Origin of the sequence: Streptomyces pluripotens (assembly GCF_000802245.2) — a bacterium.
In the GTDB taxonomy this organism is placed as follows: domain Bacteria; phylum Actinomycetota; class Actinomycetes; order Streptomycetales; family Streptomycetaceae; genus Streptomyces; species Streptomyces pluripotens.
Map to the genome: position 1 here is coordinate 3847916 of NZ_CP021080.1, position 21586 is coordinate 3869501.

Genomic DNA, 21586 nt, shown 5'->3' on the forward strand with positions numbered 1-21586 from the left:
TGGTTCCCGCGCGGGCGCGGTGTGGTGACTCGACATCAGGGAGACGCAACCTCAGCCGGTGGGCACGACGGGTGGGTGGGGTGGAGGGGACGGCCGGGCGTGCCCGGGGCGGTGGGCGTGAGCGGGGGTCAGACCGCCATGCCGTACACGATGGTGAACAGGGTGCCGAGGGAGCCGATGATGAAGACCCCGGTGAGGCCGGCGATGATGAGGCCCTTGCCTTGTTCTGCGCTGAAGGTGTCACGCAGGGCGGTGGCGCCGATGCGCTGTTTGGCCGCGCCCCAAACGGCGATGCCGAGGCAGAGGAGGATGGCTACGGCCATGACCACCTCGATCATCACCTTGGCCTCGTTGCCCAGGCTGCCGAAGGGGCCCCAGTCCGGAGCGATCCCGCCGATGATGGTGTTGATGTCTCCCTTGTCGGCCGCAAAGAGCATGTAAGTCACCGCCCCTGGTGGGTAGTTCCGCAGGTACCTCTGCGGTGTGCAGAGGTCAGCCCTCATTGTCGCCGACAACGCCGCCAACGTATGTCGACTTGACGTCATTGGCCGGCGGGTTTCGTACGAATAGCTCGTACGGTTACTCTGTGTATCACGCCAGGTCACGCCGGGCAACGAGGTCGGACCGGAACCCGTCGTGTGGTCCGGTCGTTGTCCCCTTCTGCGGCCTGGCGCGGTTTCTGACGGCTGGTCGGGTGAGCCGTCGAGACGATGTTCTCACGGGTGATGGGGTGCGGGACGGTGACGGTCGGGGCGGTCGGCGGCGATGTGCGGGGAGCGGCCCGCTGCCTACCTGCTGGTCTAGGTGCCGGCGGCGGGGTGGTCGGCGCTGGTGCCGTTCGGCGGCTGGGTTTGCGGTCGCGTCAAGGGGGCTGGGGTGCTCAGCGGGGCTTGAGGCCGTACAGCAGCAGGTGGACGTGTTCGTCCAGGCCGTCCAGGGCTGCCTCCGCGTCCAGCGCGCAGCTGGCGATGAGGGCGGCCAGGCCGTGCAGGCTCGCGGCGGCGACGGTGGTGATGTGCTCGGGGTCGCCCTGGATGATCTCGCCCCGCTCCTGGGCTGCGGTGAACATCCGGGTGAGGGAGCCGAGGGAGCGGTCGACGGCGCCTGCCAGCTGTGCGGAGCTGTCGGGATCGCGCTTGCGTGCGAACATCAGTTCCAGGAGTTCGGGGTTCTCGACGGCGAACCCGAGGTAGGCGCGCGCGAGGGCCGTCATTTGTTCCTCGAAGTCCCTGTCGGGATGGCCGGCGGCCGTGGTCAGGGCCTGGTGCAGGCGTTCGTAACCGTCCAGGGCCAGGGCGTCGAGTAGGGCCTGTTTGTCCTTGAAGTGCCGGCCGGGTGCGGCGTGGCTCACGCCGATGTCGCGGGCCAGTTCGCGCAGGGAGAGTGCGCCGGCCCCCTTCTCCCGCAGGGTGCGCTCGGCGCTTTTGAGCAGGGTGGCGCGTAGGTCTCCGTGGTGGTAGGGGCGGCTTGTGGGTGAGGGTGACCTGCGCGGCATGTGAACCATCGTATCCAGATGTTGCCAGTGCCAGCTTTGTTGGCGGCGTCACCATTGTTGTCATTGACGACATTGTTGGCGTTGCCTACATTGAGGGTATGGCTGATCCGACCGAAGCGCGCGGCAGGCGCGGCAAGCACGACAAGTGGAACGCGACGTACCTCCCCGATCTGACCGGACGTACGGTCGTGATCACCGGAGCCAACAGTGGCATCGGCTTCGCCGCGGCCCGGGCGTTGGCCCGGGCCGGGGCACACGTGGTGTTCGCCGTACGGGACCTCGCACGTGGCGGCGCCGCCGCGGCGAAGGTGGGCGGCAGCACTGAGGTGCGCCGGCTCGACCTGGCCGACCTGGACTCGGTGCGTGAGTTCGCCGCCGGCTGGCAACGCCCGTTGGATGTGCTGATCAACAACGCGGGCGTGATGATGCTCCCGGAACAGCGGACCAAACAGGGCTTCGAGATGCAGTTCGGTACGAACCACCTTGGGCACTTCGCGTTGACCAACCTGCTGCTGCCGCATGTGACCGACCGGGTGGTGACGGTCTCCTCCGGTCTGCACCGCGGGGGCGACGGCGTAATCCACTTCGCCGACGTGAACTTGACCGGCCGCTACTCCCCGACCCGCGCCTACGCCCAGTCCAAGCTGGCCAACCTGCTCTTCACGCTGGAACTCCAGCGCCGGCTGAGTGAGGCCGGCTCTGCCGTACGGGCCCTCGCGGTACACCCCGGCTATGCGGCCACCAACCTGCAGAGCCACACCGCGAATCCGCTGGCCCGGACCATCATGGCCGTCGGCAACAAGGTCCTCGCCCAGGATGACGAAGCAGGCGCCCTGCCCACCCTCTACGCGGCGTCCCAGGACCTGCCCGGAGCGGCCTACGTCGGCCCGGACGGGCTGGGCGAGATGCGCGGTGCACCGGCCCTGGTCGGCCGCAGTGCGGCGGCCAGCGATCCGGACGCGGCGCGGCGGCTGTGGACGCTGTCGGCAGAGTTGACGGGGGTGGCCTGGGGCGTCGAGATGGCCGCGCGGGACAGCCGGCCCTGATCCCGGTCCGTCCGCGCGGACCGGCACCAGGGCCGGCTGTGCGGGATGTCTGAGCCGTCTGGTCCCTTCCGGTCGGCCGAACGGGTGGCCGGTGCACGTCACGGCGCGGTGGCGCACGCCGTGGCGTGCATCGGCTTGGCACCTTGAGCGCATCGCCGAGGCAGCCGGCCGCGCCGGTGGTCTCCTGGCGGCCGTCCCGTTCCCCGCGTGAAACGGACCTCTCGTGCGACGACGCAGTACTGCTCTGATCACCGCCATCCTGGCATCCCTTTCGCTGGGGGCCTCCTACGCACAGGCGACAGGGGGACCGCCTCCCGGGCACGACGTGCTGGAGCAGCGCGGTGTGGTGCGCAGCGGTAGCAGGCCCATCGCGGCGGCCGAGGTGACGCTGCTCCGGGCCGGGGACCACGCCGGCGCCGGTGCCACGCCGTTGGCCCGCACGCGCAGCGACGCCCACGGCCGCTTCAACCTCGCGTACCGGGTCCCCAGGGACCCGGACGCCGTGCTGTACCTGACCGCGGACACCGGTCCGTCCCGCACCCCGGGCCGCCACCGCCACGGGCACCGGGTCCGCCCGGTCCGACTGGTGGCGATGCTCGGCCAGGGCAAGCCCCCGGGCAAGGTGGTGCTCAACGAGCGCACCACGGTCGCGGCCGGCTTCGCGATGGCGCAGTTCACGAGCGGAGGCGAGGTGGCCGGCCGCAAGCCCGGCCTGCAGAACGCGGCGGCCATCTCCCAGAACCTGGCCGACATCACCGACGGGGCGGTGGCCAGGACTCTGGCCACCGCCCCGAACGGCGACCAGACGTCCACCCTGCGCGCCTTCAACACGCTGGCCGACATCGTGTCCGGCTGCACCGCGGGGCAGACCTGCGACCCTCTGTTCCACCTGGCCCGGCGACCAGGGGCGACGGCGCCGCGGGAGACCTTCCAGTCCGTCGCGGACATCGCCCGCGCACCGGGCAACCACGTGGCGGAGCTGTTCGCGCTGGCGGCTGGCCGGGACACCTACCAGCCCCTGCTGGCCGAGGCCCCCGACGCCTGGACCCTCGCCCTGCGCTACGTGGGGAACGGGCACGAGCTGGACGGACCGGGCAACGTCGCGTTCGACGCGGAGGGCACCGCCTGGATCGGCAACAACTACGTGTACAACGCCGATCCCCTGCAGTCCGTCTGCGGCTCACGGCTGCTGTCCCGGTTGACGCCCAGCGGGCACGACGTCCCCGGCTCCCCCTATCAGGGCGGTGGACTGTACGGGGTGGGCTACGGCATCACCCTGGACCCCAAGGGCCACGTCTGGGCGGGTAACTTCGGCTTCCAGGGCAGGGGCTGCCCGAACGACGCCAGCCGCCTGTACCGCAGCGTCTCGGAGTTCACCCCCGACGGTCGGCCGCTGTCCCCGCCCAGCGGCTGGCGCAAGGGCGACATCCTCCAGCCGCAGGGCGTCGTCTCTGACCGGAAGGGCACCATCTGGGTCGCCAACTGCGGTGGCAGGAGCGTGACCAGGATTCCTCACGGGAACCCCGACCGGGCTCGGAACATCGCCCCTGGCGGCAACAGCATGATCAAGCCGTTCAGCGTCGCGGTGGACACCCGGGGGCGTGCCTGGGTCACCGGCAACGGCAGCAACGACGTGACGCTCCTGTCCCCGCAGGGCACGCCGCTCCGCACGGTCACCGGCGGCGGGATCAAGCGGCCCATGGGCATCGCCTCCGACAGCCTGGGCAACGTCTGGGTGTCCAACGGCGGTGCGGTGGTGGCGCCCTGCGAGGGCACCACGCCGGCCATGGTGGCCGAGGCGATCAAGGACATCGTCACCCGTGACGTCGATGCGTCGGTCACCATGATCCGACCCGACGGCAGTACGCCGGCCAAGCCGTTCGTCAACGACGGTCTGTTCCTGCCCTGGGGCATCGCCGTCGACGGCGACGACAACGTCTGGGTGGCGAACTTCGGCGGCCACCGCCTGGCCAACCTGTGCGGTGCCCGCACCTCCGCCTGCCCGCCCGGGCTCCACACCGGCGACCCGATCTCACCGGCCGCGACCGGCTACACCAGCGATGGCCTGGAGCGCAACACCGGCATCCAGATCGACCCCTCCGGCAACGTCTGGCTCGCCAACAACTGGCGGAACATCCCCGTGCAGACCAACCCCGGTGGTCACGAGATGGTGGTGTTCGTCGGTCTCGCCGCGCCGGTGCGCACCCCCCTGCTGGGCACCCCGCGCCACCTCTGAACGGACCTGCGCGTCACCGCTCCACGGAGGCCACGAAGTGGTCGAACTCACCGGCCCGTACGCCGCGTACGAAAGCGTCCCACCGGCGGCGGTCGGTGGTGACCACGGTGTCCGGGGTGCTGGTCTCGCGCAGCCGCACGACGCCCTTCTCTCCGAAGGCGATCTCGATCGGTGAGGCGCCGCGCGCTCCCTGCCTGAGCGCGGAGAGGAGGGCGCCGAAGGCGGCGGGTGTGGCGCTGAGTACCGCCCCGCCGGGGTCGGCGGATTCGGTGAGGTGGATGGTTCCGGGTGTGGCGGCTATCTGGATGCAGGAGTTGCCTTCCGGGCAGTACGACGACCTCTGCCACGTGAGCGCGGGCATGTGCGACTCCTTCACAGGTCGTTGAGCATCTTGAGGATGAACGTCTGCGACTCGCCGAGGGCGAGGGCCGCCGCCTCCATGCGGTCGAGTAGTACGCGGTACTTCTTCAGCTGGGCCTCGGCCTCGAGGAACACCGGGCCGTGCGACTGGTCGAGGTTCACCGTGTCGAGCTGCGGCACCGGGCCCTCGGCGTAGTAGATCGACTGGCCTGATCCGGGGAAGACGATCGACTCGAACGGCAGGACGTGGATCGCGATGCCGTCCCGTTCACTCATGTCGAGCAGATAGCGGAGTTGAGCGCGGGCCACCTGAGGGCCACCGAACCGCATGCGCAGGGCAGCCTCGTGGACGATCACCTGATGCGGCGTCGGCGGATCACGGAACAGTACGGTCTGCCGCTTCACCCGGAACGAGACGCGGTGTTCGATGTCCGGTGGAGGGAGTTCCGGAACCGCCTGCCGGAAGATCTCGCGGGCGTATTCGGCGGTCTGGAACAGACCCGGAATGTGCACCACAACGGCTGAGCGCAGACGAGTGGCATGGTGTTCCAGCTCGGCGAGGTCGAGCAGCGCGGCGGGCAGGGAACCGCGTGTCGCCGTGTGGGACGCCGACCCCCGGGTGCCGCCCGGCTTCACCGCCGACGCCACGTCCGCCGCCGTCTTCGACGACGCGGAAGGCGGACGCGGTCCGCACCTGGTACGGGCCTGCGCCGACTCATGGGGGGTGTCGGTGCTGCGGGAGCCGGGCGGGTCGAAGGGCGGGAAGCTGCTGTGGGCGGACTGTCAGTGTGGTGACTTACCGTAGTCAACCTTGGGGCGGAGGGCTACGAAAGGGGTGCGGTGAGGGTCGCGGGGGAGGGGGTGGCCCAGTACCGTGGAGAGGACGCCGGGCGGGGCGCCGGACCTCCTGCGGAACCCGTCGGCGTGGCCGGAGTGCCACCCGAGCGGAAGAACGTGCGCGGCCACACGGAGGGTTCACAGGAAAATCTCAGTGAAGTCGGAGCGGGTTTCTCAGCTTCGTGGGACAGAGTGGGGCCTGATGACGCGCATCTCACGCAGCTCGGTCACCTCGCGTCCCGCGTTGCTGGGCGCCGTGGTGATGCTTGCCCTGACCTCCGCGTCCGTGGCCGCCGCGGACGACGGACCGGGACCCTTCGGGGTCACCGCCGACGTGGTCGCCACCCGGCAGAGTGCGCGGGTCGGCGCGCTGTTCGGCGCGGACCGGGTGGACCGGCTGGCCGGGGGGCACTTCTGCACCGCCTCGGTCGTGCACAGTCCGCGGGGCGATCTCGTCGTCACCGCCGCGCACTGCGTGTCCGGCGCCGGGGAGCTGGTGTTCGTCCCCGGATACCGGGACGGGAAGGCGCCGTACGGGGTGTGGAAGGTGACGCAGCGGTTCCTGCCCGACGGATGGGCCGAGGGCGAGGACGAGGACAGCGACCTCGCCTTCGTTACCGTCGCCGGGCCCGGGGGCAGACCGGTCGAGGACGTGGTGGGAGCCAACCGGCTGGCCACGGGGGTGGCCACCGGCGCCACCGCGGTGACCGTCACGGGCTACCCCGACTCCCGCGAGGTACCCATCAGCTGCACCAACAAGCCGACCCTGCACAGCACCACGCAGCAGCGCATCGACTGCCCCGACTTCACCGGCGGCACCAGCGGCAGCCCTTGGGTGAACGGCGACCACCAGGTCGTCGGCGTGCTCGGCGGGCATGAGCAGGGAGGCTCCACGGCGGACACCTCGTACAGCGTGGTGTTGGGGAGCGAGGCAGCGCAGCTGTACCGGCAGGCGACCGGCGGGGACCGCTGAACCGTCCGGGTGTTGCCTGCGGACACGACGCGGCTGCCGCGGGGGAGTAACCCCCGCGGCAGCCGCGTCCCGTGGTCGTACCGGTGGTACCGCCGGACGTCAGCGGGCCGCCACCGGCGCGCGCTGCTCGCCGGCCGCCGGGGCCGACGACGCCACCGCCGGCTTCTGTGCCGCGGCCTTCGCCGCCGTACGCTGGGTGACCTTGCGCAGGTACAGGTTGTTCAGGACCAGCGCCAGGGCGGTGAGCGAGGCGCCGACGACCTGCATGCCGGCCGGGATCACACCGGTCAGCGCCGAGATGATGAACGCCGTGATCGGGACGACATCCATGAACAGGACGCCGTTGAGCGGGCCGAGGTACTTGTTGCCGAAGTTCCAGCCGAGCACGCCCACGAAACCGGCGATGACGCTCATGTAGGCCAGCTCGGGCAGGATCGTCGCCACTGCGTGCCCGGACGGGACCGGGACACCGCCCGTGGCCAGGATGACCGCCGTGATGACCGTCGCGCTGGCCAGGCCGAGGATCGTGGTGATCGCGGTGTACTTGATCGGCGACCAGGTCGGGAAGTACGTCGCGCCGGAGGTGTAGATCACCCAGCACAGCGCGGCGAACAACAGCAGCGCGTCGGGGCCGAAGTCCGCAGGGTGGGCGAACAGGGAGCTGAGGCTGCCGTTGGAGACCACCAGGATGACACCGACGAAGGACATCGCGATGAAGGCCAGCGCGCCCTTCGGCGGAACGACCTTGCGCAGCACCCAGTTCACCAGGAAGCCCATCATGGGCATGGTCGCCATCATGATCGAGGCGTTCAGGGCGCCCCGCTCACCGATGAGGTCCTGGCCGAAGAACACCAGGAACTGGAAGCCGGCGAAGCCGGCGGTGCCGAACAGCCAGGCCAGGCCGATGCGTTCGCCTTTCAGTTTCAACCCGGCGGTGCCTTCGCGCAGTCGCAAGAACACCAGGAACATCGCGCCGGCGATCGCGTAGCGCAGGCAGGTGAAGGTGAACGGGTCGATGTGCTTCAGGGTCACGTCCATGAGGGGGAACATGGCCCCCCAGGACACGGTGGCCAGGAGGCAGAGCAACACGCCTCGGCCGTAGTTCTTCTGATCGTTCATGGCTCTTCCTGTCGAGTGGGGGGGCCGGAGAGGGCGAGAGGGGACGGAGACGGACGGGAGTGGACGGAGCAGTTCTCTGGCCGGGGCGGGGTCAGGCGGGGACGAGGTCCCGGGTGCGGCGGGCCGCGGCCTCGGCGTGGACCAGCGGGAGCACCGTCTCCAGCAGCCGGGCCGCCCGCACCTTGCCCGTCGGGCTGTACGGGATCGCCTCCACCGGGATCACGTAGGCGGGAAGGCACGGAACCCGCCGGGCGCAGGCGGCGGTGACCGCGCGGTTGCCGCTCTCCAGCCGCTCGGGGGAGACCGGGGCGAACGGCACGATCAGCACGTCCTCCCCGGTGTCCGACAGTTTGGTGCGCAGTACGGCGGTCTCCCGGACGCAGGGCAGGTCCATCAGGTCGTTCTCAAGTCCGAAGATGTTGACGTCGAGCGGCTTGCCCTCGGCCGCCCGTGACACACCGTCGTTGCGGCCGGTGAGTTCGAGCCGGCCGGCCTCGTCGATGAAGCCGCTGTCGCCGGTGAGCAGGAAGCGCTGGGTGCGGCCGCCGTAGTCGAGGGTGAGGAACTCCGGCTCGGCGGTGACGTAGGAGTCCATCAGCTGGTAGCTGGCGATCGCGACCCGGCCGCGCATGCCCTTGGGCACGGGGCGGTTGTCCGGGTCCAGCACGGCGATGGTGTTGCCGGGCATCGGACGGCCGGAACGGCAGGGCGCCACGTGCAGTTCCTCGGGGCCGATCATGACGTTCACACCGGTCTCGGTGGTGCCGTAGTAAAGGTGCAGGACGGGGCCGAGGCGGTCCCAGGTGTTGTTGACGACCCAGCGGTTCAGGTGCCGTCCGCCGGAGAGCACGAAGTGCAGCCGGGAAGTCTTGTGCAGGTGTTCCGAACCCGGGTGGGCGACGACCCGCTTCAGGACCGGTGGGACCATCAGGGTGGTGGATACGTCCTCGTCCTGGATCAGCCGGATCAGCGCGTCGGTGTCGTCGTACGGGCCGAGGACAATGGTGCCGCCGAGGGAGAGGAAGATTCTCGCCCAGCCGGGTCCCGAGGCGTGGTACAGCGGGACCGTCACCAGGTGCACGTCGTCCTCGTCGAAGGAGTACTGGTCCACCAGGTCGGCGAACCGGCGCGCCTCGAAAGAGGCCCGACGGATCACTAGCTTGGGGACGCCGCTGGTGCCGGAGGTGAAGGAGAACGCCTCGAACGGCTGCTCCACCGACTGCGGTTCACCCGGCTCGGTCAGCAGCAGGTCGGTGAAGGAGACCCCCAACGCTCCGTCGGCCGGGTCGCTGTCCAGCTGGATGTCGAGGATGTCCCGGCGCTTGGGCCAGCCGACGTCGGTCAGCACGGTGCGGTGGGCGGCGGTGCTGATGACCACGGTCGGCTGAAGCTGTTCCAGCGCACCGGCGGTCGCCTCCGCGCCCGCGGTGTAGTCGAGCCCGACGCACGGGATGCCGAGCGAGGAGACCGCCGCCATGGTGACGACCAGTTCCCAGCGGTTCTCGGCGACGAACACCGCGCGGGCGGGACGTATGCTCGGCAGCCGCTCCTCGATCGCGGTCGCCACCCGGGCGACCTTGTCGGCGAGGCTGGCCCAGGTCAGCCGGACCTCCCCGTCGACCACGGCGACGTGTCCGGGACGGCGCTCGGCGTGCTTGCGGATGTCGGAGAGCTTGATCATTTGACGGTCACTTCCTTCCGGCGGGAACTGCGGTGGCAGCGGATACCGCGGGGGCGGTTGGAACGGCGGAAACGGCAGGGCGTGCGGGCGGTACGGAAGCCGCCGGGGACACGGTGGGGTGCTGCAGCGTGTAGATCTCGCAGCCGCTGGAGCGCAGCGCGTCGATCTCGCCGAGGGTGCGGTCGCACAGGCGCTCACCCGGCACGGTGATCGGGATGCCCGGCGGGTACGCGATGATGAAGTGGTCCGACGTGCCCTGCGTCAGGGCCGCGGACGCCGTCCGGTAGGTGCGCTGGATGGTGCGCAGCGCATCGAGTAGCCGGAGCAGCGTGGCCTCATCGACGCCGATGTGGACGTGGAAGAGCACGGCGTCGCCGCTCTCCCGGGCCACGTAGAGGGCGTACTCGTCGAAGAGGATCCGGCGGAAGTCGGCGGCGGTGATGCCGAGTGCGCCGATGTCCACCAGGACCCGCGTCGGGTCGTCGCTCACCAGCAGGGCCGGGTCGGTCAGATGGCCTTCGGGGCCCAGCGCGCGGTAGGCCGACAGGCGCGGGTCGGTGCTCAGCTCCGTGCGCAGGGTGCGGGCCAGGCGCAGCGAGCGGTCCAGCAGTTGCTCGCCCTCGGTCTCGGCCTGCAGCCGCGCCAGGTCCAGGCTCGCCAGCACCGGCCAGCTGGGCGAGGTGGTGTGGTGCTGGAACAGTGCCTGCGCGGTCCGTTCCTGGGCCTCGCCGTCGCCTATGAGGTGCAGGTACGAGCCCTGCCGCAGCGCGGACATCGACTTGTGCGCGGAGTGCGTCACGGCCACCGTCAGGGGCGGTGTGCCCTTGGCGCGCCGCAGGGTCTCCACCGCGTGCAGCGCGGTCAGCGGCCGGAGCCGGGGGTGGAAGCGGTGCACCGCGCCCCACGCCTCGTCGACCAGCACGGACACCGTGGGGTGTGCGGCGGCCAGTTCGGCGAGCACCGTCGGCAGGTCGTAGCGGACTCCGTCGTACGACACCGCCGACAGTACGACCGTGTCGTAGGGCTGGCCCTCGGCCACCGCCGTCCGGAACATCTCCAGCAGCCGGGGCAGGTCGCCGAAGGTGCGGGGGCAACCGGTGCAGCACCGCTGCATGGGCGCGTAGGTGACGTCCACGCCGAGCGCGCCGAGGGCGAAGTGCACGGACTGGTGGCAGCTGCGGTCGGCGAGTACCCGGCTCCCGGGGCGGGCCAGCGCGGTCAGGGCGACCCGGTTGGCGGTGCTGGTGCCGGTCGACAGGAAGAACGTCGCGTCGGCGCCGAAGCCCTCGGCGGAGAGCCGCTGCGCCTCGCGCAGCGGGCCGCGCGGGCGGAAGAACGAGTCGAGCATCGTGCCGCTGTACGACACGTCGGCGGCGAGCTGGGCGGCGCCGAAGAGGGCCTCGTAGGACTCCCGGATGCGGGAGTCGCGGATCGACCTGCCGTGGGAGAGCGGCAGGGCGTGGAAAGAGGCGATGTCCCGGCGGGCCACCGCGAGTACGGCATCGGCCAGCGGCGTCCTGCTCGCCCCGTGTCGTCCTGGGAGCGGCGCCGGTGCGTCGTCCTCCGAGGCGGGAGTGGAGCTGGTGGGTTCGGTCATGGATCCATGAAAACAAAACCTTCGCGAAGGTATCAAATATTATCGGGAACCTTGATGAAGCAGTTGACGGAACAGCTGCCGCAGGCGCCCGCCGGGCCCGGGAGAGGTGGCTTCTCCCGGGCCAGGCGGACGCCTGCGCGCTACGCGTCGACCTGCGAAAACGCTGCCTGCGCGTAGGCCGCTGCGGCGCGGCCCGGCTGCAGGGTTGCATGGGCGGCGACCGCGTGGAGGTCACGCCAGGCGCGTTGCAGGGGGCTCGTCCGGGCCAGCGCGCGGACGCCTGCCGTGCGGAACAGGCGCTCCACGGCGCCGGTCAGGAGGTCGGCGGCGTGTGCGGCGTCGCGCTGGTTGCGGGCCGCGGTCCCCGGCTCGAAGGCCGCCGGTGGGGTGAGCGCAGCCCGGTCGGCGCGCTGTGCCGCCGCCTCCAGCAGCAGTGCCGCCGCGTCGATGTCGCCCGAGCAGCGGGCGAACGTCTGCTGGGCGGCGGTGTCGGCCGGGCCGCCGCGCTCGTGGCTGAGCGCGGTCCAGGCGTCGAGGGCACCCCGGGCCGCGCCGAGCCCGGGGGCGCAGAACAGCAGCGCGGCGACCAGGGGGTACGGCACCCGGTGGCAGGGGGCGGCGTCCGCATCCGGTACGCCTGTCAGCAGGGTGTCCCGCAGGCAGGAGCGGTGTTCTGGAACGAAGGCGTTCGCGACGGTGACGGAGTGGCTGCCCGTGCCGCGCAGACCGACGCTGTCCCAGGTGTGGTGCACCCGGACGTCCCGGCGGGGCAGCAGCAGGATGCGGCAGGCAGGCGGACGGGTCGGCCGTTCCTCCTCTGTGGCGAGCAGGATCCAGTCGGCGTGCTCCACGCCGCTCGCCCACGACCAGCGCCCGGTCAGACGCCAGCCTCCGGGGGTTCGGGTGAGTTGTCCGGCAGGTGGGACCACCGCCGCCGCTATCGCGGTGTCGGGCGAGTGGGCCCACAGCTCCGCCTGGGCTTGCTCGGGCAGATGGGCCGCCAGTCGGGCGTGCCCCGCCAACAGCGCGGAGCACCAGGCGGTGGAGGTGCATGCTTCGCCGACCGCGGCCACCGCGTTGACCAGCTCGGTGAAGCCGCCGGCCCGGCCGCCCCAGCGGCGTGGGACGAAGTGGCGCGCGAAGCCGGCCGCCGGCAGGGCCCCGACCACGTCCGGGTGCAGGCGGCCGATCTCTTCGGTGGTGTGGGCGTGCTGGCCCGCCAGGGCGGTGACGGCGGTCGGGGCGAGGGGCGGAGCAGGAAGAGCGGTGGTCATGGCTGTCTCTCCAGCGGAAAGTTTGCGGGTAGAAAAAGATTCGACCGGGAAGGTATTTTCTTTGGTGGTTACACCGGTCGACAGTGGGGACGGACGTGGTGAAGCAGGACAGAGCGCGTCGGACACATGAGCTGCTCCTCGATTCGGCGGCTGCCGAGTTCGTTCGCCATGGCTTCGCGGGCACGAATCTGTCCGACGTCGTCGCCCGTGCCCGGCTCACCAAGGGCGCGCTCTACGGCCACTTCGCCTCCAAGGCGGAGCTGGCCGAGGAGCTGACCCGGTGGTTCGAGGAGGCGTGGCGCACGGTGCTGGCCTCGGTCGGGAACTCGCTGCGTGAGCTCACCGTGGGGCTGGCCCGCCGCATAGACGACGACGTGCGGTTCGCTGCGGGGCTGAGGCTGGCGACCGACGCGGCCCGGACGGACCGGCGGGAGCCGGCGCCCCTCGGAGAGCTCCGCGCGCGATTGCACGCGTTGGTCGTCGATGCTCAGCGGGAGGGTCGGATTGACGCGGGGCACCGGCCCGAGGTGCTGGTCCGGTTCGTGGTGGCCCTGGTGATGGGGATGCACTCGACCCGCTGGAGCACGAGGCAGGAGGGAAGCGACAACGAGGTCCTTGAGGTCTGGGACCTCGTGTTGGGGGCTGTGGCGGCGCCCGGCTCCTGAGCGGTGCGGGGCCGGGCGCCGCTGCGCCGGCGGCTCGCGTGGTTCCCCGCAGACTTCCGGGGTGAGGGGAACCGTTGAGCGTGGGTCAGGCCGCCCGCGGCAACAGGCCGTTCAGGGCGGGGCCCGGCAGACGGGGCCAGTCGTGCTGGGTGGCCCGGGAGGTCAGGACCGGATCGCTGCCCACCACCACCGGATGGCCCACGCTCGTGAGTACGGGCAGATCGCTCGCGTCGTCCGCGTAGGCGTGGCAGTCGGCCGGATCCAGCGCGAACGCCGTCATGATGCGGTGTGCCGCTTCCGCCTTGGCCCGACCGATCATCGGACGGTCGGTCAGCTCGCCGGTCAGGAGACCGTCTGCGGTCTCGGGGGTCGTGCAGACGACGAAGTCGGCCGCCACTGCCTGGCCGATCGGTGCCAGGCAGGCGGTGAAGGAACCGGAGAGCAGGATCGTGAGGTCACCGGCGCGGTGGTGCCGTCGCAAGGCCTCGCGGACCGGTGGGTGGAAGAGGCCGCGGGGGTTCTCGTGGGCGAACCAGAGGCGGCCGCTCTGCTCCAGGTCCGCCTCGCGGCTGCCGCGCAGCAGCCGGTAGTAGGCGCGGTTGACCTGCTCACGGGGCACGCCCGAGCGGAGCTGGTGGTCGAGCGCGGCCCGTGCCGCGGTCAGCCGGGCGGGGGTGCGGCCCTCGCGGCCCCAGTGGAAACCGAGGAAGGCCAGCATGCTCTTGCAGGTGATGAGCGTGTCGTCGACGTCGAAGAACGCGGCTCTGACGGGATCGGTGGTCATGGGACCGGGAAACCTCCGCGGGTGCTGTGGATGCGGAACGGGCTGTGTGCCGTCGGGCGGGAGTGTCACCGCCCGGTGTGCAGCTCCGTGCGGGCGGCCTCGACCAGGTCCAGGATCCGGTCGGCGTACGGGCACAGCCGGGTGCCCGCCGAAGTGAGTTGGACGGCGCGGTTGCCGCGGCGCACGAACAGCTGTGTGCCGACGGCCTCCTCCAGCCCCTTGATCTGGGCCGTGATGGTCGGCTGGGAGTAGTGCAGGTTGTGGGCCGCGCGGGTGAAACTCAGCTCGCGGGCCACTTCGCGGAAGGTGCGCAGACGCTGCAGGTCCATGGTCAGTCCCGGATGAAGAGGGCGTCGGCTTCGGCGAGGGTGCGCTCGCCCTGTGCTGCGGTCAGCCGCAGCAGTCCGCTGGGGCCGGCGGACGAGCGGATGGTGATGGACTGGAACAGTTCCCCGAAGGACCGGAACCGGGCTTCGAGTGAGGTGAGGGAACAGCCGCTGGCTGCGGTCAGGTGGCCTGCCTGGCGGAACGCCTCCAGCAGCATCATGCCGGGCACGTGGTCCGAAGGGTGCTCAAAGTAGCCCGGGTGCTGCAGGTCGACGTGGAGCAGCCAGGTGGTGGAGTCGGCGTCGGCCGCTGTGCGCAGCAGTACGTTGGCGTCCTGACGGCCGGCGATGACCGGTGCCGCCGAGCATGTCGCCGGGGGCGTGACCGTGGCGACATCGGTGAGGTCCCGGCCACGGTGTCGCACGACCTCGTAGCGGCGTGCGTCGACCATGACCACGGCGACCGAGCTGCGTGCGCAGGGCTGGCCGCCGACCTCGATGGTGACGTCGAGCTGGGCGTCGAAACGGCTCCCGTCCGGGCGGCCGGTCGCCGTCACGGAGACGTCCAGGACCGCACCGAGCGGGGTGTCGCCCACCCGCAGCGCGTCCAGGTCATCGATGTGCAGGTCGAGGGACTTGAAGACGAAGTGGCGCCCCAGCGGGACGTCGTAGAAGCGGTGCATCAGGAAGATCCCGGCCTGCCGAACCGTTTCAGCGAGCAGCATGAAGTCGCAGCGTCCGGACTGGTCGGGATGGTAGAGCGAGTGGTGGCGCGGCCACTGGGCGCCCACCAGGAAGCGGCCGGAGGCGACCTGTGCCCCGTCGGTGAGGAAAACCTCGGTGACGGAGGCGCGGTGCACCAGTTGGCGCGGAACCGTGCGGTCGAAGGTGAGACCGGCCCGCGCGCGCTCCACCGGAGCCCACATGGACGGCAGTGTGCTTACAGACATGCCTGATTCCCCCCAGGACGATGTGTACGCGCAGAGTGAGGGGCCCCGATCGGCTCTCGGCCGCCCCCCGGCAAGAAATATACCTTCGGGAATGTATATTGCAATGGAGAACCAAAGGAAGGTGCTACGACATGCCGGGAAGCAGGGCCGAGCCGAAGCAGGAACGAGCACGGCGAACCCGTGCCCACATCCTGCGGATGGCGGCTGAACTCTTCGCCGAACGCGGGTACGCCACGGTGACGCTGCAGGACGTCGCCGAACGGGCTTCGATGACCAAGGGGGCGGTGTACTTCCACTACAAGAACAAGGAGGATCTCGCCGTCGCCGTGGTCCAGGAGCACTACGCCCGCTGGCCGGTGCTCCTGGAGGAAGTCTCGTCGCGTGAGCTGCCGCCGTACGAGGCCCTCGTCGCCGTGCTGGACCGGGTCACCGAGGCCTTCCGTGACGACGTCGTGGTGCAGGCCGGCGCCCGGCTGCAGATCGAGCGGTCCCTCATCGACGCCGACCTGCCCAAGCCGTACATCGGCTGGGAGGACTACCTCACCGGCCTGGTCGAGGCGATCAGGAAGACCGGTGAGCTGCGCGCCGGGGTCACGCCGAGCTCGGCAGCCCGGGTCATCGTCTCCGCGTTCTTCGGCATGCAGCACATCTCCGACGTCCTCAGCAGGCGCGCCGATCTCGCGGAGCGGTACTCCGAGTTGCGGACGGTCGTGCTCGAAGGGCTGCGTGATTAGCCCGTCCCCCGGCTGGACAGGGTACGACCGGGGCCGCCTACGGCCGCCGCGGGACCCTGCGGCCGTACACTGACGCCCAGCGTACTCCCGGACGGCGAGGGGCGGTTGACGGTGCATAAGGCGTGGATCGCGGCTGGTGCCGGTCTCGGAGTCGCGCTCGCGTTCGTGATGCTGCTCGTCGTCGGCGTGTACGTCGTCGCAGGGAACCTGGTCAACGGGGTCGTCTCGGGCAGCCGGGGACTGGCCAAGGGGGCCGTTCCGGCCGCCTACAAGCCGCTCGTGCAGACATGGGGCAACCTGTGCCCCGCGCTCAGTCCGCCCCTGCTCGCCGCCCAGCTGTACCAGGAGAGTGGCTGGAACCCAACCGTCGTCAGCCCTGCCGACGCGCGGGGAATCGCCCAGTTCATCCCCAGCACCTGGGCCACACACGGCATCGACGGCAACGGCGACGGCAAGCGTGACATCTGGGACCCGAACGACGCGATTCCGTCGGCTGCTTCGTACGACTGCGAACTCGCCAAGTACGTCAAGGACGTTCCCGGCGACGTCTCGGACAACATGCTCGCCGCCTACAACGCCGGTGCCTACCGGGTGATAAAGGCGGGCGGGGTTCCGCCGATCCGGGAGACGCAGAACTACGTGAAGCGAATCCGCAGCCTGGAGCAGAGCTTCGCCGCACCAGTCCATCGGATCGACCCGACCCGACAGGCCGCGGGCGCGATCGCCTTCGCCCAGAAGAAGCTCGGCACCCCCTATCTGTGGGGCGGCGAGGGGACCCCCGAACAGGGCGGTCGCTTCGACTGCTCGGGGCTGACCCAGGCCGCGTACGCGAGCGTCGGCATCGACCTGCCCCGGGTCGCCAACGACCAGTACAACGCGGGACCACACCCCGCGCGGGATCAACTGCTCCCGGGTGACCTGGTGTTCTTCTCCAACGACCTCACTGACTCCCGCGCCATCCATCATGTGGGCATCTACGTCGGCGGCGGGTACATGATCGACGCACCACGCACGGGTGCCGTGATCCGGTTCGACCCGGTCGACACCCATGATTACTTCGGTGCTACCAGGGTCACCGAAGATGGCGCAAAAGCGCTCCCCGCCAAGGTGTGACCGAGTGTGAACCCACCCCCTGAGCTGCGGTGATGAGTCTCTCTTCGATAACGTCTGAGTGATCATTCAGTGGAGAGCGGAACGTATGGACGGTGCCCGTGCGTTCCTGTTGACGTAGCCGAGCGGACGTCAGTGCGGCAGTGCAGCTGAAGCGGATCTACGCACCACGGGGGGCAGGAGCGACGCACAAGAGGTGCGTCCGGGAACACGACGAAGGGGCCACAGCATCATGGCTGTACTCGCCGAGTCCGGATCGAACCCCGACGTCGACCTGCTCTACGACATCAACGGCCTGGCGAAGACCGCGCCCGGATGGTTCGACCGGCTCATGGCGTTCGTCGGAGAGTACGGGCTGCTCCTGGCCATGGTGCTGCTGGTGCTCTGGTGCTGGTGGTCCGTACGGCGGAAGGGCGGTGAGGAGGCGGCGTCCTCGGTGGCCGCCCTGGTGTGGGCCCCGCTCGCGGCCGGCCTCGCGGTGCTGGTGAACGTACCGATCCGGGGCTTCGTCGAACGCCCCCGCCCCTTCCACGACCACCAGGGCCTGGACGTCCTGGTCTCCGGCAAGACCGACTTCTCCTTCGTCAGTGACCACGCGACGATCACCATGGCTCTCGGCGTCGGGCTCTTCGTCGCCCACCGCAGATTCGGCATCGTGGGGATCGGGCTCGCTCTGCTGGAGGGGTTCTGTCGGGTGTTCATGGGCGTGCACTACCCAACCGACGTCGTCGGCGGACTCGCGCTGGGCACGGCGGTCGTCCTGCTCCTGTCCCCGCTGGCCGCGGCCCTGCTCACCCCGCTGATGCGGGCCGTGGAGCGCTCACCGCGGGCCGGATGGCTCGTACGCCCCCGGCCGGCGGCCGGGGGCCGCGACCGGGACACCCGGCCGCCCGGCGCGAGGACCCCCGCGGAAACCGAGGAGCGCGACCTGGCGGCGTGACCCCGGGCACCGCGTGTCGACCGTCCCGCATCCGCGGCGCGCGCCACCCGCAGGCCCCGCACGGTGTTCCCCGCCGGTCGGTTGGGTGACCCGGACAGCCGCCCCCGGACCGGGTGCGACCCGGACAGCCGCCCCGACCAGGCGACCCGGTCGGCCGTTCTCGGGCCGGGTGACCCGGACAGCCGACCCAGTCGCCTCCCGGACTGGGCGGGGGGCTCTCCGCCCAGTCCGGGCCGCAGCCCCGGCACCATGCGCCGGCCCTACAGCCCCTGCGGGTAGGAGAAGAACCTCGTCGGGTCGTACTGCTCCTTCACCCTGGTCAGCTTGGCCGCGGCAGCCCCGTAGTACGCCTCGCGCCAGTTCCTCAGGGTCGGGTCGGTGTAGTTCTGGTAGGCGGCTCCGGATGCGTACGGCTGCATCGCGCCGTGCGCCGAGGCCAGCCAGGAGCGGGCGGCAGCGCCGGAGGAGCCCGCACCCCAGGAGACGATGTACTGGGCCAGCATCCGGGAGCGGCGGTGGACGAAGGCGGTCGCCGTGGGGGAGACCCGGTTGACCGCCCCGCCGAGAGCCGTGAACGCGATGCTGCCCGCGCCGCCCCGCACCGAGCGGATCTGGTCGAGCACGGTCTGGATGCCCGCCGCGGACAGGGAGCGGTCGAAGAAGTCGGAGCGGGCCGCGTAGGTCTCGCGGTCCAGCCTGCCCTGCAGGGAACGGCCGGGGGAGGAGCCGGGCAGGTGGCACTGGGCGTCGACGGAGAAGGAGGAGCAGCCGGCGTAGATCTCCATCGCCTCCTCGTAGCCGCGGCGGTGCAGGGAGACCGAGGAGGCGTCGGCGCCGGCCTGGTGGGCCAGGCCGTCAACGGCGTTCTGGAGTTCGCCGTAGGTGCCCAGGGAGAAGCAGGCCACCGAGATGGCCGGGGTGCGGCCAGGCGAACATGACAGGTGCAGTGCGGACCAGATCTCGTCGGGCTGGCTGGGGCCCCACTCCTGCCAGGCCCTCAGCACTGCGGCGGCCTTCGCCCACGGCCACGTCAGGTACGCGGTGACTGCCTGCGGTGCCGGGTGGGTCCTGAAGTGCAACTCGGTGACCACGCCGAAGTTGCCGTTACCGGCCCCGCGCAGCGCCCAGAAGAGGTCGGAGTGCTGGTTCGCGTCGGCGGTGACCTGGGTGCCGTCCGCCGTGATCAGGGTGGCACGGGTGAGGCTGTCGCAGGTCAGTCCGTAGGCGCGGGAGGCGACCCCGTGGCCACCGCCGAGCACCAGGCCGGAGACGCCGACCGTGGGGCAAGAGCCCGCGGGTATGGTCACGCCCTTCGCGGCTAGCCCGCGGTAGACGTCGATCAGTTTGGAACCGGCGCCCACCACTGCCTCCGCGCCACTGACCCGGACCCGGTTCAGCCTGGATACGTCGACGATCAGACGGTTGTCGCCGGAGGAGTAGCCCGCGTAGGAGTGGCCGCCGTTGCGTATGGACACCCGGATCCCGTGGGCGCGGGCGTAGGCCAGGACGGTGCGGATGTCACCGGGGTGCGCGGCGTAGGCCACCGCGGCGGGTCTGAGGTCATCGAAGCGGGTGTTGTACAGCTGGTGCGCCGTCTTCCAAGAGGCGTCGCCGGGCCGGACCAGGGTTCCGTCCAGGTCGTGGGCGAGGGCCGTCCAGTTCGCGGCGGCCCTCACGCCGGTGGTCGCACCGGTGGTCGAGCCTGCGGTCGCGTTGGTGGTCGCGTTGGTGGTCTTCGTGGACGTGGGGGACGATGGGCCGGACGGCGTGCCGGCGTGTGCTGCCGCTGAGGCGGAAGGGCTGCCACTCGCGCCGCACGCGGTCAGTGCGGTCGTCGCAAGGGCAGCGGCGCTGCCCCAGATGAACGTACGCCGTTCCATGTCCGTCGCCTTTCCTCGGCTCTCCTGGAACGAGACGGCGCCATGTGCAGGAGGGTTCCCGCGATCGGTGAACGAACGTCGAATACGTGTGCGCGTAACCCGGTCTTCGGAAACCTCCACGTGCTCTCCCCGTAAGCATTCCGTGACCTCACCGGGCCGATGGCAGGGGTTCACCATTCGTTCACTTACGACCTTCGGTGGCTTCACCTGTTCTGCCTAATTTCGGCCGTACCAGGTGCGGAGGGCGGACATGGATGCGCTCACGCACTCACTCACCTCGCGCGCCGCCGACAGCGGCGGCTCCTGGAAGGAACTCCCGAAAGTGAAGCTTCAGCGCAAGAACCGGCTGCGCGCCCTTTCCCTCGGTGCTGTCGCCGTCTCCGGTGCCCTGGCCCTGACGGCGTGCGGCTCCGACAACAACAACGACGGCGCGAGCAGCACGTCCTCCGCCTCGGCCAAGGCGGCCGGCTCCGTCAAGTGCGACAACGCCAAGGGCAACCTGCTGGCCTCCGGTTCCACCGCGCAGCAGAACGCGATGGGCCAGTGGTCCAAGGACTTCATGGGCGCCTGCTCGGGCGTCCAGATCAACTACAAGGGCGTGGGCTCCGGCGCGGGCATCCAGGAGTTCCTGCAGGGCAACACCGCGTTCGCTGGTTCCGACTCGGCGCTGAAGCCCGAGGAGATCACCCAGTCCAAGAAGGTGTGCAGCGGTGGCCAGGCCATCGACCTGCCGATGGTCGGCGGCCCGATCGCGATCATCTACAACCTGGACGGCGTGGACAACCTCACGCTGGACGCCCCCACCCTCGCCAAGATCTTCGACTCGAAGATCAAGAAGTGGAACGACCCGGCGATCGCGAAGCTGAACCCGGGCGTCAAGCTGCCCGACCTGGCGATCCAGGCCTACCACCGCACCGAGGACTCGGGCACCACCGACAACTTCACCAAGTACCTGAAGGCCGCGGCCCCGTCCGACTGGAAGTACAGCGGCGGCAAGTCCTGGCAGGCCAAGGGCGGCCAGTCCGCTCAGGGTTCCTCCGGTGTGGCCGCCGGCGTCAAGCAGACCAACGGCGCCATCGGCTACGACGAGCTGTCGTACGCCACCTCCAACAAGCTGCAGATGGCCCAGCTGAACACGGGCGCCGCCCAGCCGGTCGCGCTGACCACCGACTCCGCCTCCAAGGCCATCGCCGCCGCCAAGATCGTCGGCACCAACGGTGACCTGTCGCTCCAGCTCGACTACGCCACCAAGGCGGACGGCGCCTGGCCGATCGTCCTGGTCACCTACGAGATCGTCTGCGACAAGGGCAACAAGGCCGACACCCTGCCGACCACCAAGGCGTTCCTGAACTACATCTCCAGCGAGGACGCCCAGAGCAAGCTCGCCGACCAGAGCTACGCCCCGCTGCCGACGGAGATCGCCACCAAGGTCCGCTCCGCCATCAGCAACATCTCCTGACGCCCGGGGCTTTCGTCCGGCACCCGCAGGGAGCCGGACGGACCCCGTCCAGGTCCGGTCCCGTGGCCCTCGTGGCCACGGGACCGGACTGGCGCCGCCACTCATCCGGTGCACCGCCGC

The 21586-nt window shown here is 70.4% G+C and carries 20 protein-coding genes; 8 read left to right on the plus strand and 12 right to left on the minus strand.

Annotated elements, in window-relative coordinates; all coding sequences use genetic code 11:
* Positions 1–128: 128 nt before the first annotated feature.
* Together LK06_RS17395 and LK06_RS17400 are read right to left on the minus strand one after the other, a co-directional pair.
* A complete protein-coding gene (locus LK06_RS17395; RefSeq protein WP_014673544.1) occupies positions 129–437 on the minus strand; it encodes a hypothetical protein in 309 nt (102 codons plus the stop codon).
* Positions 438–880: 443 nt separating this feature from the next.
* On the minus strand, positions 881–1504 hold the full coding sequence (locus tag LK06_RS17400) for a TetR/AcrR family transcriptional regulator (protein ID WP_052318954.1): 624 nt from the start codon (positions 1502–1504) through the stop codon (positions 881–883).
* A gap of 89 nt (positions 1505–1593) precedes the next feature.
* On the opposite strand from LK06_RS17400, the gene LK06_RS17405 reads away from it, so the two are divergent.
* Both LK06_RS17405 and LK06_RS17410 read left to right on the plus strand, forming a co-directional pair.
* Entirely contained in the window at positions 1594–2541 is a 948-nt protein-coding gene (locus tag LK06_RS17405; protein ID WP_043405083.1) for an oxidoreductase, read from the plus strand.
* A gap of 223 nt (positions 2542–2764) precedes the next feature.
* Positions 2765–4777 carry an NHL repeat-containing protein gene (locus tag LK06_RS17410; protein WP_043405081.1) on the plus strand — a complete coding sequence of 671 codons (2013 nt, stop codon included), beginning with the start codon at positions 2765–2767 and terminating at the stop codon, positions 4775–4777.
* Between the two features lie 13 nt (positions 4778–4790).
* On the opposite strand, the gene LK06_RS17415 is transcribed toward LK06_RS17410, so the two are convergent.
* Together LK06_RS17415 and LK06_RS17420 are read right to left on the minus strand one after the other, a co-directional pair.
* Positions 4791–5138 (minus strand): DUF397 domain-containing protein, encoded by a 348-nt coding sequence (locus tag LK06_RS17415; protein WP_043433949.1) that lies wholly within the window; start codon positions 5136–5138, stop codon positions 4791–4793.
* Between the two features lie 11 nt (positions 5139–5149).
* Complete coding sequence (locus tag LK06_RS17420) at positions 5150–5785, minus strand: DUF5753 domain-containing protein (RefSeq protein WP_308355509.1); 636 nt, start codon at positions 5783–5785, stop codon at positions 5150–5152.
* A 391-nt stretch (positions 5786–6176) separates the two neighbouring features.
* On the opposite strand from LK06_RS17420, the gene LK06_RS17430 reads away from it, so the two are divergent.
* Positions 6177–6947 carry a trypsin-like serine peptidase gene (locus LK06_RS17430; protein WP_039654674.1) on the plus strand — a complete coding sequence of 257 codons (771 nt, stop codon included), beginning with the start codon at positions 6177–6179 and terminating at the stop codon, positions 6945–6947.
* 99 nt (positions 6948–7046) lie between these two features.
* Here LK06_RS17430 and LK06_RS17435 read toward each other — a convergent pair whose 3' ends face one another.
* The 4 genes from LK06_RS17435 to LK06_RS17450 form a co-directional block, all read right to left on the minus strand.
* The gene (locus LK06_RS17435; protein ID WP_039654675.1) at positions 7047–8066 is read right to left on the minus strand and encodes a DMT family transporter; all 1020 of its coding nucleotides are present in this window, start codon (positions 8064–8066) and stop codon (positions 7047–7049) included.
* Between the two features lie 91 nt (positions 8067–8157).
* Positions 8158–9747, minus strand: a complete 1590-nt coding sequence (locus LK06_RS17440) for a class I adenylate-forming enzyme family protein (RefSeq protein WP_043405077.1) — start codon at positions 9745–9747, stop codon at positions 8158–8160.
* A 7-nt stretch (positions 9748–9754) separates the two neighbouring features.
* Positions 9755–11344, minus strand: a complete 1590-nt coding sequence (locus tag LK06_RS17445; protein WP_071659265.1) for an aminotransferase class I/II-fold pyridoxal phosphate-dependent enzyme — start codon at positions 11342–11344, stop codon at positions 9755–9757.
* A gap of 140 nt (positions 11345–11484) precedes the next feature.
* A complete protein-coding gene (locus LK06_RS17450) occupies positions 11485–12618 on the minus strand; it encodes an acyl-CoA dehydrogenase family protein (protein WP_039654677.1) in 1134 nt (377 codons plus the stop codon).
* 98 nt (positions 12619–12716) lie between these two features.
* On the opposite strand from LK06_RS17450, the gene LK06_RS17455 reads away from it, so the two are divergent.
* Positions 12717–13283, plus strand: a complete 567-nt coding sequence (locus LK06_RS17455) for a TetR family transcriptional regulator (protein WP_234367435.1) — start codon at positions 12717–12719, stop codon at positions 13281–13283.
* Positions 13284–13368: 85 nt separating this feature from the next.
* Here the strand turns inward: LK06_RS17455 and LK06_RS17460 are convergent, their stop codons facing one another.
* The 3 genes from LK06_RS17460 to LK06_RS17470 form a co-directional block, all read right to left on the minus strand.
* Positions 13369–14067 carry an HAD family hydrolase gene (locus LK06_RS17460; RefSeq protein ID WP_043433946.1) on the minus strand — a complete coding sequence of 233 codons (699 nt, stop codon included), beginning with the start codon at positions 14065–14067 and terminating at the stop codon, positions 13369–13371.
* Between the two features lie 65 nt (positions 14068–14132).
* Positions 14133–14396, minus strand: coding sequence for a LysR family transcriptional regulator (locus LK06_RS17465; protein WP_039654679.1), 264 nt, complete (start codon positions 14394–14396; stop codon positions 14133–14135).
* Between the two features lie 2 nt (positions 14397–14398).
* Positions 14399–15343, minus strand: a complete 945-nt coding sequence (locus tag LK06_RS17470) for a ScbA/BarX family gamma-butyrolactone biosynthesis protein (protein ID WP_063837895.1) — start codon at positions 15341–15343, stop codon at positions 14399–14401.
* Positions 15344–15474: 131 nt separating this feature from the next.
* On the opposite strand from LK06_RS17470, the gene LK06_RS17475 reads away from it, so the two are divergent.
* From LK06_RS17475 to LK06_RS17485, 3 genes are all read left to right on the plus strand, one after another.
* The gene (locus LK06_RS17475; protein WP_039654680.1) at positions 15475–16077 is read left to right on the plus strand and encodes a ScbR family autoregulator-binding transcription factor; all 603 of its coding nucleotides are present in this window, start codon (positions 15475–15477) and stop codon (positions 16075–16077) included.
* 105 nt (positions 16078–16182) lie between these two features.
* Positions 16183–17190: a C40 family peptidase gene (locus LK06_RS17480; protein ID WP_039654681.1), complete on the plus strand. Its 1008-nt coding sequence runs from the start codon at positions 16183–16185 to the stop codon at positions 17188–17190.
* Positions 17191–17419: 229 nt separating this feature from the next.
* Positions 17420–18127 carry a phosphatase PAP2 family protein gene (locus LK06_RS17485; protein ID WP_039654682.1) on the plus strand — a complete coding sequence of 236 codons (708 nt, stop codon included), beginning with the start codon at positions 17420–17422 and terminating at the stop codon, positions 18125–18127.
* Positions 18128–18387: 260 nt separating this feature from the next.
* Here the strand turns inward: LK06_RS17485 and LK06_RS17490 are convergent, their stop codons facing one another.
* Entirely contained in the window at positions 18388–20007 is a 1620-nt protein-coding gene (locus LK06_RS17490; protein ID WP_039654683.1) for an FAD-binding oxidoreductase, read from the minus strand.
* A gap of 322 nt (positions 20008–20329) precedes the next feature.
* Between LK06_RS17490 and pstS the strand changes: the two genes are divergently transcribed.
* A complete protein-coding gene (gene pstS / locus LK06_RS17495) occupies positions 20330–21466 on the plus strand; it encodes a phosphate ABC transporter substrate-binding protein PstS (RefSeq protein WP_039654809.1) in 1137 nt (378 codons plus the stop codon).
* Positions 21467–21586: the final 120 nt, after the last annotated feature.

Bases quoted from the DNA above. Each gene is read 5' to 3' on its own strand.
- LK06_RS17445 (WP_071659265.1), bottom strand. From the start codon at position 11,344: ATGACCGAACCCACCAGCTCCACTCCCGCCTCGGAGGACGACGCACCG.
- LK06_RS17465 (WP_039654679.1), bottom strand. From the start codon at position 14,396: ATGGACCTGCAGCGTCTGCGCACCTTCCGCGAAGTGGCCCGCGAGCTG.
- LK06_RS17485 (WP_039654682.1), top strand. From the start codon at position 17,420: ATGGCTGTACTCGCCGAGTCCGGATCGAACCCCGACGTCGACCTGCTC.
- LK06_RS17470 (WP_063837895.1), bottom strand. From the start codon at position 15,343: ATGTCTGTAAGCACACTGCCGTCCATGTGGGCTCCGGTGGAGCGCGCG.
- LK06_RS17395 (WP_014673544.1), bottom strand. From the start codon at position 437: ATGCTCTTTGCGGCCGACAAGGGAGACATCAACACCATCATCGGCGGG.
- LK06_RS17450 (WP_039654677.1), bottom strand. From the start codon at position 12,618: ATGACCACCGCTCTTCCTGCTCCGCCCCTCGCCCCGACCGCCGTCACC.
- LK06_RS17405 (WP_043405083.1), top strand. From the start codon at position 1,594: ATGGCTGATCCGACCGAAGCGCGCGGCAGGCGCGGCAAGCACGACAAG.
- LK06_RS17440 (WP_043405077.1), bottom strand. From the start codon at position 9,747: ATGATCAAGCTCTCCGACATCCGCAAGCACGCCGAGCGCCGTCCCGGA.
- LK06_RS17435 (WP_039654675.1), bottom strand. From the start codon at position 8,066: ATGAACGATCAGAAGAACTACGGCCGAGGCGTGTTGCTCTGCCTCCTG.
- LK06_RS17475 (WP_039654680.1), top strand. From the start codon at position 15,475: ATGCCGGGAAGCAGGGCCGAGCCGAAGCAGGAACGAGCACGGCGAACC.
- LK06_RS17430 (WP_039654674.1), top strand. From the start codon at position 6,177: ATGACGCGCATCTCACGCAGCTCGGTCACCTCGCGTCCCGCGTTGCTG.
- LK06_RS17460 (WP_043433946.1), bottom strand. From the start codon at position 14,067: ATGACCACCGATCCCGTCAGAGCCGCGTTCTTCGACGTCGACGACACG.
- LK06_RS17490 (WP_039654683.1), bottom strand. From the start codon at position 20,007: ATGGAACGGCGTACGTTCATCTGGGGCAGCGCCGCTGCCCTTGCGACG.
- LK06_RS17400 (WP_052318954.1), bottom strand. From the start codon at position 1,504: ATGGTTCACATGCCGCGCAGGTCACCCTCACCCACAAGCCGCCCCTAC.
- LK06_RS17415 (WP_043433949.1), bottom strand. From the start codon at position 5,138: ATGCCCGCGCTCACGTGGCAGAGGTCGTCGTACTGCCCGGAAGGCAAC.